Source organism: Prevotella lacticifex (assembly GCF_019973375.1).
Classification (GTDB): Bacteria; Bacteroidota; Bacteroidia; order Bacteroidales; family Bacteroidaceae; genus Prevotella; species Prevotella lacticifex.
Genome location: NZ_BPTV01000001.1, coordinates 2193016 through 2206572 on the forward strand (window position 1 = coordinate 2193016; position 13557 = coordinate 2206572).

At 51.8% G+C, this 13557-nt stretch carries 12 protein-coding genes and 1 tRNA gene; 10 read left to right on the forward strand and 3 right to left on the reverse strand.

Annotated features, from left to right (window positions below; translation table 11 throughout):
- Positions 1-140 precede the first annotated feature (140 nt).
- On the reverse strand, positions 141-653 hold the full coding sequence (locus tag LDN30_RS08620) for a histidine phosphatase family protein (protein ID WP_223926289.1): 513 nt from the start codon (positions 651-653) through the stop codon (positions 141-143).
- Between the two features lie 127 nt (positions 654-780).
- Here LDN30_RS08620 and LDN30_RS08625 point away from each other — a divergent pair, with 127 nt between their 5' ends.
- From LDN30_RS08625 to LDN30_RS08635, 3 genes are all read left to right on the forward strand, one after another.
- Positions 781-1476 (forward strand): DUF308 domain-containing protein, encoded by a 696-nt coding sequence (locus tag LDN30_RS08625; protein WP_223929255.1) that lies wholly within the window; start codon positions 781-783, stop codon positions 1474-1476.
- Between the two features lie 36 nt (positions 1477-1512).
- Positions 1513-2142, forward strand: coding sequence for a uridine kinase (udk, locus tag LDN30_RS08630; protein ID WP_223926291.1), 630 nt, complete (start codon positions 1513-1515; stop codon positions 2140-2142).
- Positions 2143-2241: 99 nt separating this feature from the next.
- Positions 2242-2826: a uracil-DNA glycosylase family protein gene (locus tag LDN30_RS08635; protein ID WP_223929256.1), complete on the forward strand. Its 585-nt coding sequence runs from the start codon at positions 2242-2244 to the stop codon at positions 2824-2826.
- 362 nt (positions 2827-3188) lie between these two features.
- Here the strand turns inward: LDN30_RS08635 and LDN30_RS08640 are convergent, their stop codons facing one another.
- Positions 3189-4238, reverse strand: coding sequence for an endonuclease/exonuclease/phosphatase family protein (locus LDN30_RS08640; protein ID WP_223926293.1), 1050 nt, complete (start codon positions 4236-4238; stop codon positions 3189-3191).
- A gap of 242 nt (positions 4239-4480) precedes the next feature.
- Here LDN30_RS08640 and LDN30_RS08645 point away from each other — a divergent pair, with 242 nt between their 5' ends.
- The 6 genes from LDN30_RS08645 to LDN30_RS08670 all read left to right on the forward strand — a co-directional run bounded on the left by LDN30_RS08645 (position 4481) and on the right by LDN30_RS08670 (position 12000).
- Positions 4481-7045, forward strand: a complete 2565-nt coding sequence (locus tag LDN30_RS08645; RefSeq protein ID WP_223929257.1) for a TonB-dependent receptor — start codon at positions 4481-4483, stop codon at positions 7043-7045.
- 54 nt (positions 7046-7099) lie between these two features.
- A complete protein-coding gene (locus LDN30_RS08650; protein WP_223929258.1) occupies positions 7100-8422 on the forward strand; it encodes a DUF5689 domain-containing protein in 1323 nt (440 codons plus the stop codon).
- A 67-nt stretch (positions 8423-8489) separates the two neighbouring features.
- On the forward strand, positions 8490-9839 hold the full coding sequence (locus LDN30_RS08655; protein WP_223929259.1) for a choice-of-anchor J domain-containing protein: 1350 nt from the start codon (positions 8490-8492) through the stop codon (positions 9837-9839).
- Between the two features lie 76 nt (positions 9840-9915).
- Complete coding sequence (locus LDN30_RS08660) at positions 9916-10167, forward strand: type B 50S ribosomal protein L31 (RefSeq protein ID WP_223926297.1); 252 nt, start codon at positions 9916-9918, stop codon at positions 10165-10167.
- 253 nt (positions 10168-10420) lie between these two features.
- Positions 10421-11332, forward strand: a complete 912-nt coding sequence (locus tag LDN30_RS08665; RefSeq protein WP_223929260.1) for a DNA/RNA non-specific endonuclease — start codon at positions 10421-10423, stop codon at positions 11330-11332.
- Positions 11333-11370: 38 nt separating this feature from the next.
- On the forward strand, positions 11371-12000 hold the full coding sequence (locus LDN30_RS08670; protein WP_223929261.1) for an HD domain-containing protein: 630 nt from the start codon (positions 11371-11373) through the stop codon (positions 11998-12000).
- 122 nt (positions 12001-12122) lie between these two features.
- On the opposite strand, the gene LDN30_RS08675 is transcribed toward LDN30_RS08670, so the two are convergent.
- Positions 12123-12196, reverse strand: a tRNA-Arg gene (locus LDN30_RS08675).
- A 269-nt stretch (positions 12197-12465) separates the two neighbouring features.
- On the opposite strand from LDN30_RS08675, the gene asnA reads away from it, so the two are divergent.
- A complete protein-coding gene (gene asnA, locus LDN30_RS08680) occupies positions 12466-13503 on the forward strand; it encodes an aspartate--ammonia ligase (protein ID WP_223929262.1) in 1038 nt (345 codons plus the stop codon).
- Positions 13504-13557: the final 54 nt, after the last annotated feature.

The following is a 13557-nucleotide window of genomic DNA, read 5'->3' on the forward strand; positions in this document are numbered from 1 at the left end:
CATCGGCAACAGCACCGGAAAATCAGATACCGGGAATGTTGCAGATGCCCCTCTTTTTATTGTATTCTCCGCGGCATATAGCCATTCACAGCAATACATGCGGCTGTCGGAAACGGCAAAATAATTTCCGCCAACGGTCCTCAGAGGTCGAGCACGCGGACTTCAGCGTTCTCCATGCGCGGGATTTCGTTCATCGGTTTGTTGAAATATACGCTTTGGATGGCCTTGTTGACGATGCCGTGACCGACGGCTAACACGGTCTTCCCGGGGTAAGTCACCTTTATCCACGTAAGGAAATTGCGGGCGCGGGCCTTGAGATGAGGGATTGGTTCCACGTCCTTGGGCCAGTCCTTAGGGTCCTTCGGCAGGTCGGGGATGTACTTCCCGGTCAGCGAGCCCCAGTCGCGCTCACGCAGCAGCACCGTCGTTTCGACGTCCTTACCGTGCGGAGCGGCGATTATCTTGCACGTCTGAATACTACGGTTGAGGTCGCTCGAAACGAAATTATCAATCTGCGCGCCCTTCATCTTCTCGCGCACGGCCTCAGCCTGAGCCACTCCCTCGGGGTCGAGTTGTCCCTGAACCTGCCCTTGCAGGATTTTGGCGGCATTATCGAAGGTCTGACCATGCCGCACCAGATATAGTCTTGTCATTATTTATGTTATCTTGAATAATTCAGCGTGCAAAGGTAGTACAATCGACTGTAAAGCCATAAAATAATAAGCCAAAAATTTGTAAACGTCGGAAGAAAATCCTAACTTTGCCGAAAATACATGTGTCATGAAAATTTTTCAGAGTGCAGTTTTTAGAGCCTTATGCTCAATCGTTGTCGGCATGTTGCTCCTCCAGTACGGAAGTCTGACCATACAATGGCTTACGATAGTCATTGGAGGAATCTTCTTCGCCACCGGACTTATTTCGTTCATCATCTACCTGTCGACGAAGAAGCGCCTTAGCGCCTCGGAATCGATTACCGACAGCGACGGCTACCGCATCCAGCGGCCCGCGCCCGCCTTCCCCATCGTCGGTGTGGGAAGCATGATTCTCGGTGGCATCCTCATCTTTCTTCCCGGCAGTTTCGTCAAAGGCATCGTCGTGGTTCTGGCTCTCATCCTCGTTCTCGGTGCCATCAACCAGCTCGTATCGCTGGCCCGCGCAACGAAATTCGCTTCCGTGCCGGTGCTCTTCTGGATTTTTCCGCTCGTCACCTTCGGCATCGGAGGCTTCATCCTCGTCCGTCCCGGTGAGACTATCGACCTGGTTATGAAACTCATAGGCTGGTGCATGATATTCTACGGGGCCGTGGAAGGTCTCGACGCGTGGAAGATTTACAGTATGCGGAAGGCCTTCGAGAAGAACAGTGCCAACGCCCAGGCTGCCGCCGAGGCCCGCGCCCGCATGCAGAACCCTGAGGACATCACCGACGCTGAGGTCGTCGACGACAGCAACAGTCATCAGACGGGAGAGAAAATCTGACAACATAATTCACACGAAAACTACAAACTAACGAATATGAAAGACCATCATATAACCATCATTGGCATTGCAGGAGGAACAGGGTCGGGCAAGACGACAGTAGTAAAGAAAATTGTAGAGGCCCTTCCGCCCAACTACGTGGCCGTTGTCCCGCTTGACTCATACTATAACGACACCACCGGCCTCACCGACGAGGAGCGCAAGGCCATCAACTTCGACCATCCCGACGCCTTCGACTGGAAGTTGCTCATCGAGCAGGTCAACGAGCTGAGGCACGGCCGTGCCGTCGAGCAGCCCACCTACAGCTACCTCATCAGCAACCGCCTGCCCGAAACCATACATGTGGAGCCCAAGCCGGTGATAATAATCGAGGGAATCATGACGCTCATCAACCGCAAGCTGCGCGACATGATGGACCTGAAGGTGTTCGTCGACTGCGATCCCGACGAGAGGCTCATACGCAATATCCAGCGCGATACCATCGACCGCGGGCGCACGGTGTCGATGGTTGTCGACAGATACCTGAAGGTTCTCAAGCCGATGCACGAGCAGTTCATCGAGCCCACCAAGCGACATGCCGACATCATAATCCCGCAGGGAGGCGAGAACGAACGCGGAATTTCAATTCTCTGCAAGTACATCGAGGGACTGATAAAGAAGGACTGACAGCATAGAATAGTGCACAGGCAAACACCTGACAATCAGACTAATGCCACGCGTCAGCCATCCTGCAGTCGAGAACACATAAAAAGACTAAAACAAGAAATGGATATAGAGACTCATCCCTTTGAGCCTTTCCTGCCCAAGAATGCCAAACTGATTCTCTTGGGCACTTTTCCTCCGGCCCCAAAACGGTGGTGCATGGAGTGGTACTACCCCAACTTCATGAACGATATGTGGAGGATTATCGGACTGTGCTTCTTCGGCGACAAGGAGCACTTCGTGAAACCGGGCGAGAAGACGTGGCGCCTCGACGAGCTGAAGGATTTCCTCGCCGAGAAGGGCATTGCCATCTTCGACACCTGCGTGAAGATTCGCAGGACTAAGGGCACCGCCTCCGACAAGGACTTGGAGGTCATCGAGCAGGCCGACATCGACGGTCTGCTCCACTACCTATCGCAGTGTCGGGCCGTACTGTGCGCCGGACAGCTCGCCACAACCATCTTCACATCGCACTACGGCATCCGCGATGCCAAGAAGATGAAGATGGGATCGTTCGTCAACTTCGATTTCGAGGGACGCACGCTCCGTCTATACCGTGAGCCGAGCAGCAGTCGTGCCTATCCCATGAAGGTCGAGAAGAAGGCCGAATACTACTCAAAGATGTTCGAGGAGGTACTCGGCGAATGACGTCTTTGGCAGATTCAGAGGGCGAAAATGTTTCGCATCATCTGTAAATATAATTCAAAACAAAATTTTCGTCGAACCGTCTCGCTTACTCACTGAATGTCAACGACTTACAAATTCGGCCCATTTGGCGTTGCGAAACGGCCCATTTCACAACGCAAAACGGTCCATTTCGCAAGCTGAAATGGACCGTTTTGCAAGCCGAAATGGCATGTATTGATTCGCTGTAAATATTTTTTCGATTATTCGCCCCTATTGTTTCCGTTCCGGAAAGGGTTTTTCCGGTGCGGAAAACTCGTTCCGTTGCAACTGCCGGACCGGCTGTCCGATTGCTGCAACGGATGCATTGGGTTGTGAAGCAAGCGTTATTTTCCGGCGACAGCCTTGGCCAAATAGACAACTACGGGCAGGTGGTCGCTGTAGCCGTCGAGCCATACGCCACCGGCAGTGGTGCGCTTGGTGTTGCCCTTATATTTGCCGCTGTCCTGGAAGAGGTAGTCGCGACGGAATATCTGGTGCGAGATGTACTTCAGAGTTGAGAAGTCTCTCCTACCCTTCTGGTTGAGTAGGTTTGGCGTCATGACAATCTGGTCGAAGAGATTCCAGTTGCCGTTGTACCTCAGTGTGCCCGTATGGCCCTTCACGAGGGTATTATACCAGGGGTTGAACATCTCGTCGGCCTTCACCTCGTCGATGTTCTCCTTTGCCCCAAGCTTCTCATACATGCTGCTGTTGGTAGGGTCGTCGTTCATATCGCCCATGACAAACACTTTCCTCTCGGGATTGGCACGCAGCAGAGAGTCCTTGACGGCACGGACCTCACGACCAGCAGTCTCACGATAGAACGAACCACTGAAACGGCTCGGCCAGTGGCACACCACCACGGCCACGGGCTCACCGGCCAGCTCGCCGCTGACGGTGAGGAAGCCACGGGTCTTGAAGGTGCTGTCCTTGGGCAGGTCGGGGACGTAGGGCACGAGCCGCACATCATTGACCTTGAAGTACTTGGGATTGTAGAGCAGTGCGCAGTCGATGCCGCGGCGGTCGGGACCTTCGATATGGCAGAACTTGAAGTTGCGGGCGGCAAGGGCGGGCTGAGCCACAAGGTCGCGGAGGACGTGGTCGTTCTCCACCTCCGACACGCCGATGAACGCACAGCCGTCGGGAATCTTGTCGGTGCCCATCTCCGACAGTACACGGGCCATGTTGTGGAGCTTATGAGTGTACTTCATCTCGTTCCAGTGGTAGGAGCCGTCGGGAAGGAAATCATAGTCTTTCTTACCCTCATCATGGGTATAGTCGAAGAGGTTCTCAAGATTGTAGAAACCAACGGCATAGCCCTGGAGTTTCTGCTGTGCGGAGGATGCGAGACTAAAGAGTGTCACACCCAATAAAACTAATAAAATTCGTCTCATTTCTATATTTAAATTTTGTTTTCTTAGCTACCCGCATCCAACCTCTTTTCGAGCCGTTTGAAGGCCGTTTTTCGGGGGCTGATGCTTTCACGCTGCAAATATCGTGAAATAATTTCAAATAATTGTATGTTTATTTCATTTATTTGCACCAGTAACTGAATTTTAATGGATAAAACCTTTTCTTTTTAAAATTTATTTTGTTACTTTGCACATTATAAATACACAATTAATTTAATCACTTTATGCAGAAAAAGCTGAAAATAGCTGTGATAGCCCTTTGCTGCGCGTCGACCGCCATGGCCCAGGAGCCAAAGAACGGTGCCAGCCAGCAGGAGCAAACGGCCAATGCTCTTGACGAGCAGGCTTTCACATTCACTGAGGCCCAGCTCGGAGAGGACGAGGACATGAGCGACAACATCACGATCCTCAACTCTAACAGCAACGTCTACGCCTCTGAGGTAGGTTATCTTTTCTCGCCGTTGCGATTCAGGTATCGTGCTTTCAACCAGAAATACAACGATATCTACATCAACGGTGCTCCTATGAACGACATGGAGAGCGGACAGTTCCGCTACTCGCTCGTCGGCGGTCTCAACCAGCAAACGAAGAATGTCGACTTCGCGCTGCCTTTCGAGGATAACAACTTCGGTGTGGCTGCAATGGCAGGAAGCAACAACTACGACTTCCGCGCAGGGTCAATGGCCGCCGGCAACCGCATAACGCTCTCGGCTGCCAACCGGAACTATACTCTTCGAGGAATGTACACCTACGGCTCGGGATTCAACAGCCGCGGATGGGCCTTCGCTGCCAACCTCACATACCGGTGGGCTAACCGCGGATATGTCGAGGGTACGTTCTACAACGCACTCTCTTACTTCTTCGGCGTACAGAAGAAATGGAAGAACGGACACTCTCTGAGCTTCTCGACATGGGGCAACCCCACCGAGAGGGCATCGCAGGGAGCAAGCACCGACGAGGCTTACTGGCTCGCCAACGACTATCAGTACAACCCCTACTGGGGCTACCAGAATGGTCACAAGCGTAACAGCCGCGTAGTCAACGACTTCGCACCGTCGGCAATACTCACATGGGACTGGAATATCAACGACAATACAAAGCTGACCACATCGCTGTTCGCAAAGTATTCCATCTACAAGAGTACCCGTCTGAACTACAACAACACCGACAACCCGCAGCCCGACTACTGGAAGAATCTGCCGTCGAGCTATTATGACGTGTGGGACGCTACCGACAGCCGCTACCGCACATCACAGGCCCTCGCCGACTGGCAGACAGCCGTCGACTGGTGGCAGACGAAAGCCAACCGCCAAATCAACTGGGACCGTCTGTACTATGCTAACCGTGAGGCTGCCAAGAACGGCAACGACGCCCTCTACTACCTCGAGGCCAAGCACAACAACAATATGATGGTGAACATGGCCTCGACGCTCAACAAGCGCATCGGCAAGGATAAGCAGCTCAACGCGGGTATCATCCTCGGCCAGAATATTGGCCATCACTACAAGACTATGGACGACCTGCTCGGAGCAAAGAGTTTCCATAATATCAATACTTACGCCATCGGCACATACGCTACCGACGACCCCAGGGTGCAGTACGACCTCAACACTATGGGCACACAGGGTCTCGGAAAGCTCGTCTACGAGGGCGACCGCTTCGGCTACGACTACGACCTCAAGGTGCGTCAGGGCAAGCTGTGGAGTTCCTTCGACCAGACTGTCGGCATTCTCCACTACACCGTTGCAGCAAAGATAGGATATGACGGCATGAACCGCCACGGGAACATGCGGAACGGTATGTTCGCCAACAATTCGTTCGGAAAGAGTGGTACGGCGGAATTCATCTCGGGAGGTGGAAAATTCAACGGTAATCTCGACCTCGGTGCAGGAAACACCGTGTCGTTGGGAATAGGATATGAGAAGCGCGCGCCTCAGGCAACGACAGCATTCGTATCGCCGGAGATGAACAACGACTTCGTCGACAACCTGAAAAACGAGGATGTTTTCAGCTCGGAGTTCAACTATCAGTACATCAACCACTGGCTCCATGCGAACATCAGCGCCTACTACAGTCATCTGTCGAATGTCACCGAATGGCAGAACTACTATTTCGACGATATCAACTCGTTCTCGTACGTCTCTATGACGGACATGAAGAAGAATTATTATGGTGTGGAATTCGGTCTTGACTTTAAGCTTACAAGTTTCCTCAACTTCAAGACCATCGGCACATGGAGCGATGCCAAGAATATCAATAACGCTCACGTGCGCTATCTCAACTCCACTCAGGCCACATATACCGACGACATCGTCTACAACAAGGATATGCGGGAGAGCGGAACTCCGCTGTCGGCATACAGCGCTATTCTCAGTTTCCACAAGGGCGGATGGTTCATCGACCTCAACGGCAACTACTACGACCGCATCTATCTCTCCTATGCTCCCTCACGCCGTTATGGTCAGACGCTCGTCAACGCGGGCGATGTCGACAACGACGGCAACTACGTCGTTCCGGCACAGGCCAAGGGTAAAGGCGGATTCATGCTCGACGGATCAATCGGAAAGAGCATCTATCTGAAGCATGGAAGCCTGTCCATCAACCTGATGGTAACAAATATTCTCAACAATCAGAAGATTGTCAGCGGTGGATATGAGCAGAGCCGTTCCGATTATACACTCAAGAACGACGGTACACGCTCGGACCGCGCATACAAGTTCTCACGCAACGTAAAGAAATACTACGTCAACGGCATCAACGGAATGCTCAACGTAGCATACAAATTTTAGTCGGTAGCGCCACTAAACGGTAGTGACAACACGACAATACAATAAAAAATGACAATGAAAAAGAAATTATCATACATAGCTTTAGCACTTGCGGGCGTTCTCTTCGCATCGTGCATGGGCGATGATTACGCAGGGGCACGATACGATGAGACTCCTTTTGGCAACAACGCCCTCACCGACGACAATGTCATTTCCATTGCGGCATTAAAGGATAAGTATCAGTCGGCCATTAACACCGACTACCGCGACGGAAAGGCTTACGAGCAAGTGACCGGCGACCTGAAGATAAAGGGCGTGGTGACAAGCAGCGATGAGCAGGGAAATATTTATAACGAACTTGCCATACAGGACTCTACGGGTGCCATACTCCTTTCTGTTGCACAGGGCGGCCTCTACTCGTTCCTGCCCGTGGGCACTGAGGTCCTCGTCGACCTCAAAGGCCTCTACGTGGGCAACTACGGCTTGCAGGCCGAGATAGGAGTGCCGACAACGAACGCCAACGGTGGCACATACGTCGGACGAATGAGCCGCGCCACCTTCGACCAGCACTATAAGATTCTGTCGTCGGGCAACGCTGTAGAGCCGGAGGAATTCGACGCTACAAAGTGGGATCTTGCCAAAGACGGCGGAAAGCTCGCTGTGCTGCATGAAGTTACCTTCAATCACGACCTTTCCATCGACTCCACTTATGCCGATGCCAACGGTGGAGCAGGATCGAAGAGCTGGTATTTCAAGGAGCTCGGACGCACTGTGCAGGTCTACAACAGCAATTACGCCGATTTTGCCAACGCTGTCGTGCCGAAATATAAGGTCGACGTGACCGGAATAATGAAGCGGTACAACAACTCCTGGGAGCTTATCATCCGTACTCTCGATGATGTCAAGAAAGCGGCAACGGCAATCTACGAGGAAGGATTCGCCACAGGAACAGGCGAATGGGCAGCCGTCGACGTCACTCTGCCAGAGGGTCTAAAATACGTCTGGGGCGGTTCGGCTTACGGCGCAAAGGCATCGGCCTACGTCGGCGGTGCCAACCACGCTGCCGAGAGCTGGCTCGTATCACCAGAAATCGACCTCACGGCGGCTTCGAACGCCACACTTGCCATCTCGCAGGCAGCCAACTTCATCGGTTCTACGTTCGGTGAAAACTGCAAAATACTCGTCAGCACCGACTACAAGACTGGAGCTCCGTCGACGGCAAAGTGGACAGAGCTGAGCCTCGACAATGTTCCGACAGCCGAAACGAAGTGGAATATGGTCGACGGAACAACATCACTGTCGAAGTTTGCCGGCAAGAAAATACACTTGGCCTTCCAGTATGTCAGCACCGAATCGACCGCTCCGACATGGGAAATCCGCAGTGTTACAATCAAATAAAGCAAAAAGGGGATCTTATCTAAGATAAAACCGAAGAACAGAAAACTTGAAAAAATATAACTAAGATATGAAAAAGGTATTTCTTTCACTGATTGCGCTGGCAACGATGGCCTTCGCTTTCACCGGTTGCGAGGACGTTCCAATGCCCTACGACCAACCAACAGCTAACACCGACACAACGAAAACTGTTGTGCCGTCGGGCTCAGGAACAGCCGACGATCCTTACAACGTTGCAAAGGCAATGGAGATTATCAAAGCCGGAACGTACACTACAGAACCGGTTTACGTGAAAGGCCGCATCGTCGGTCTGAGCGAGTTCAACTCCAGTTTCGGCAACTACACATATTATATTAACGACACGGAGTCGTCGAGCAACCAGCTCGAGATCTACCGCGGAAAGGGTCTCAACCAGGCTAAGTTCACATCAGAGGACGATCTGAAGATTGGCGACGAGGTGGTCGTCTATGGTGCGCTCACATCTTACAATGGAACGGCCGAGATGACATCCGGTAACTACCTCTACAGTCTCAACGGCAAGCAGGGCACTCCTGTCACTCCGGCAGCAGAGCCTAAGGGTACAGGCACCGAGGCCGACCCGTTCAATGTGGCTGCTGCAGCCAAAGCAGCATCGGCGCTCGACGAGAACGGCAAGATTGCAGGTGCCTATGTAGCAGGTATAATCTCTGAGGTCGGTGAGGTAAACACCTCTTTCGGCAACGCTACTTACTACATCTCCGACGACGGAACGAAGAGCAACCAGTTCGAAATCTACCGCGGATATTATCTCAATGGTGCGAAATTCACCTCTGCCGACCAGATAAAGGTTGGTGACAAGGTGGTTGTCAAGGGCGACCTCGTCAACTTCATGGGCAACACAATAGAGATGACGCAGGGCAGCCAAATCGTAAGTCTCAACAACGGAGGTGCAACTGCCGCCACCGGCCTGAGCGCAACATTCAAGGATGGCCTCGACAACTTCACCATAAAGGACGTCACCCTTGGCGAAGGAGCAACCTACGTATGGAAGCACGACGACATGAACGGTTTTATGAGAGCTTCGGCATATATTAAAAACAAGGGAAATATCCCATGCCAGAGTCTGCTCATCTCGCCTGCCTTCACCCTTGAGGGTCTCACCAAGGCCACACTGACATTCCAGCACACCGGTAAGTTCTTCGGAAAGAACGAAGGCGACATAGCCAAGGAAATTAAGGTACTCGCATCAACTGATGGGGTTAACTGGAAGGAAGTAACCATTAACGGTTATCCTACTGGCAACGAGAACTGGGCATTCGTTGAGGGCACCTGCGATCTGAGCGCGTTTGCCGGACAGAAGACCGTCTACATCGCTTTCCAGTACACCAGCACTGCCGATGCAGCTCCGACATGGGAGGTCAAAGATGTTGTCGTGAAATAAAAAAAGTCAAAAATTTGGCTGACAACAAAAATCTTCGTACCTTTGCATCCCGTTAAACGATAAACAAGAAAACAAAATGAAAAAAGGTATTCATCCAGAAAACTATCGTCCCGTCGTATTCAAGGATATGTCCAACGGCGATATGTTCCTTACAAAGTCTACAGCAAAGACTACAGACACTGTAGAATTTGAAGGAGAGACTTACCCAGTAGTGAAGGTCGAAATCTCAAGCACCTCTCACCCGTTCTATACCGGTAAGAGCAAGCTTGTCGACACAGCAGGTCGCGTCGACCGCTTCATGAGCCGTTACGGTAAGCTGAAGAAGTAATCTCTTCCCCGTGGAAGGGTTACAAAGACCTTATCCATTTAGAAGATATTAATTTTCAATTAATGCGGTCAAGCGTAGTTGCATATGCGCTTGCCCGCATTTTTGTTTTACTGACACACGTACACCCCGTCTGCTCCGACCTTCAAAGGCTGCTGCCCACACAGAGCAATGCCACCAGATCCCATTTCTGACCAGTCCGCTCCTGCCGCCAAAGGCCACTGCCGGGGTACCATTCTTTTAGCTTTATCGTCCTATGAACAAGTTCGTATCACTATCTCATTCTCTTTTTCTCCGTCTCTCTTTGGCAGTATTTGCGGCCGTTAGCCTTGCGGCATGCTCCGGTTCCGACAACGGTCCGTCGTCATCGGCAGAGACCAACACCAACTCAAACCTCTCCAATCCGAACCCCGTCGTTCACCGACTGGAGTTCCCAAGGCTTAAAGGAGGACAGAGCCTTGTTGTGACCCACTACGACAAAGGGGAGGTCAACTACTCCGTTGAGTGGGATTCCGTTCGGCGGTCGGCCCGTTGGTCGGCTTACGAGATGTACTCATCGAACCGTGAGACCCACACAAGCCGCTACTATCCCGACGGCAACGACCCGCAATATCCCACCGACCCCGACCTGCACTGCTCCACGGCATGGACAGTCAGCAACGATCCCTTCTACAGGTCGAACTACGATCACGGTCATCTGTGTCCGTCGGCCGACCGCCTGAACTCATTCACCTCCAACTATCAGACCTTCTACCTCACCAATATGATGCCACAGGTCAAAGGATTCAACGCAGGTGTCTGGGCCAATATGGAGAAATGGGTGCGCAGTCAGATCCACATCGGCTCGCGCGACACCCTCTATGTTGTAAAAGGCGGAACGATTGACGATCCAAGTCAAATTAAAAGCGACAAAGTCCACGGCATGATTATCCCCGAATACTATTTCATGGCACTGCTGATGAAGAACTCCACAGGCTATAAAGCCATGGGATTCAAGATAGAGCACAAGGTCAGCTCCGACAGCAATCTTGCCAAATACGTTGTAAATATCGACACCCTCGAGAAGTTCACAGGCATCGACTTTTTCTGCAATCTGCCCGATGCCATCGAGAATCACGTTGAAAGTCTGCCCCTTGAGAATGTCCTCCGGGCATGGGGATTCAACTAAATTACGATTCCAACACACCACGAACAGCAATAACAACTATGGATAAAGAAAAGAACAAACAAGAATTCGAGGACCTCCTTCGGTCCACAAAGCGCGAAGGCATCGACTATGTCATCGGCGACTTGGAACACGACGGTTTCTTCGAGGCACCGGCCTCAGCCGGCCATCACCTTAATGTTGCCGGCGGATTATGCCAGCACAGTCTGAACGTATGCCACGCAGCCCTGATGATTTACGAGGGTATGGAGAAGCTCGACCCCGCTTCCACCGGCAAGGTAAAGCGCGAAAGCGTTATTATTGCATCCCTTCTTCACGATGTTTGCAAGACCGACATCTACCACCGCACCGTGAAAAAGCGGAAAAACAAAGTTACCGGCATGTGGGAAGACAGCGAAGGCTACGGCATCAGCTACAAGAAATTCCCCATGGGACACGGCGAGAAGTCTGTCATCCAGCTCCTTCTCTCCGGTCTTGCGCTCCAGGACGACGAGATGCTTGCCATCCGCTGGCACATGGGAGCCTTCGGCCTGAACCTCAACTCGTACGAGGACGAGCGCTGCTACGACACGGCACGAATGGAGTATCCTCTTTGCAGCATCGTACAATGCGCCGACAGCTTGGCTGCAGCCATCATGGAAACCACAAGCGAGGACCTCGACGAACTGTAGCCCGACGATTATTCAAACACCCAATTACCGTGCTTTAAACCAAATAAGATCAAATCATCTGATTTTCGGGTCAACAATCTCCGGAGTTCAATATTGCTTCGGAGATTGTTTTTTCCGTGCTGTGACTCCGGCGGGACTCAAACCCGCGACACTCAGAACCGGAATCTGATGCTCTATTCAACTGAGCTACGGAGCCGTGAAAACGTCAGTCTGCAACCGACCAACCAAATATAACCGATGTGCAAAGGTACAAAAAAATTAGCGAAATCCAAATAAATTGCGATTTTTATTTCTCACAACAGACAATTATCCGCCGATTCTGTAACCTTCTCCACCGTCAAAAACGACGACAACGGAAATAATTTCTATCATTTTGAATAAAATTTTTGCAAAATACCTTTCATTTTCATTTTTTATCATTATCTTTGCAACGTTTTATCGCAAATCAAATAACGTACAACATAAATGAGCAAACTTATTAAACCAGCAGGATACAAACCACTGCTTGACAAGCACCAGACAGAATTAGGTATCAAACGCATTAAGGACTTCTTCCAGGAGAATCTTGCCACAGAGCTCCGTCTGAGCCGCGTCACAGCCCCTCTCTTCGTTCTTAGCGGTCTGGGCATCAACGACAATCTCAATGGTGTCGAAAAGCCCGTATCGTTCAAGATCAAGGACATGAACGGAGCCAACGCCGAAATCGTCCATTCGCTTGCCAAGTGGAAGCGTATGACCCTCGCCGAGTATGAGATTAAGCCAGGCTACGGCATCTATACCGATATGAATGCCATTCGTGCCGACGAGGAACTCGACAACCTCCATTCGCTCTACGTGGACCAATGGGACTGGGAGGCCGTCATCACCCGTGGCGACCGCACGCTGAGTTTCCTCGAGGGCGTTGTCCGACGCATCTACCAGGCCATTCTCCGCACCGAATTTCTCGCCTGCGAGAGCTATCCCGAGCTGAAGCCGTTCCTTCCCGCCGACATCCATTTCGTTCACAGTCAGGACCTTCTCGACATGTATCCCGACAAGACACCTAAGGAGCGCGAGGACGCTATATGCAAGAAATATGGTGCCGTCTTCGTTGAAGGAATAGGCGGTAAGCTCAGCGACGGCAAGAAACACGACGGCCGTTCGCCCGACTACGACGACTGGTCGACGGTGGCCGAGAACGGCAAAGCCGGCCTCAACGGCGATATTCTCATCTGGTATCCAGTGTTAGGTCGCAGTTTCGAGCTGAGTTCCATGGGAATTCGTGTCGACAAGGAGAGCCTCTTGCGACAGCTGAAGATTGAAGGTGCCGAGGACCGCGAGAAGCTCTACTTCCACCGTCAGCTCCTCGACGGCAAGCTGCCCCTGAGTATCGGCGGTGGCATAGGCCAGAGCCGTCTGTGCATGGTCATGCTCCATAAGGCCCATATTGGTGAGATTCAGGCAAGTATATGGCCGGAGGAAATGCGCAAGGAGTGCGCCGAAGCCGGCATACCTCTTATATAATTAATGTGTGAGGAGCCATGCGATGTCGGCGGCACAATAAAGCCGCCGACATCG

Coding starts and splice junctions, on each gene's coding strand:
- LDN30_RS08665 (WP_223929260.1), top strand. CDS start 10,421: ATGAACAAGTTCGTATCACTATCTCATTCTCTTTTTCTCCGTCTCTCT.
- LDN30_RS08635 (WP_223929256.1), top strand. CDS start 2,242: ATGGATATAGAGACTCATCCCTTTGAGCCTTTCCTGCCCAAGAATGCC.
- LDN30_RS08650 (WP_223929258.1), top strand. CDS start 7,100: ATGAAAAAGAAATTATCATACATAGCTTTAGCACTTGCGGGCGTTCTC.
- LDN30_RS08640 (WP_223926293.1), bottom strand. CDS start 4,238: ATGAGACGAATTTTATTAGTTTTATTGGGTGTGACACTCTTTAGTCTC.
- LDN30_RS08620 (WP_223926289.1), bottom strand. CDS start 653: ATGACAAGACTATATCTGGTGCGGCATGGTCAGACCTTCGATAATGCC.
- LDN30_RS08645 (WP_223929257.1), top strand. CDS start 4,481: ATGCAGAAAAAGCTGAAAATAGCTGTGATAGCCCTTTGCTGCGCGTCG.
- LDN30_RS08655 (WP_223929259.1), top strand. CDS start 8,490: ATGAAAAAGGTATTTCTTTCACTGATTGCGCTGGCAACGATGGCCTTC.
- udk (WP_223926291.1), top strand. CDS start 1,513: ATGAAAGACCATCATATAACCATCATTGGCATTGCAGGAGGAACAGGG.
- LDN30_RS08660 (WP_223926297.1), top strand. CDS start 9,916: ATGAAAAAAGGTATTCATCCAGAAAACTATCGTCCCGTCGTATTCAAG.
- asnA (WP_223929262.1), top strand. CDS start 12,466: ATGAGCAAACTTATTAAACCAGCAGGATACAAACCACTGCTTGACAAG.
- LDN30_RS08625 (WP_223929255.1), top strand. CDS start 781: ATGAAAATTTTTCAGAGTGCAGTTTTTAGAGCCTTATGCTCAATCGTT.
- LDN30_RS08670 (WP_223929261.1), top strand. CDS start 11,371: ATGGATAAAGAAAAGAACAAACAAGAATTCGAGGACCTCCTTCGGTCC.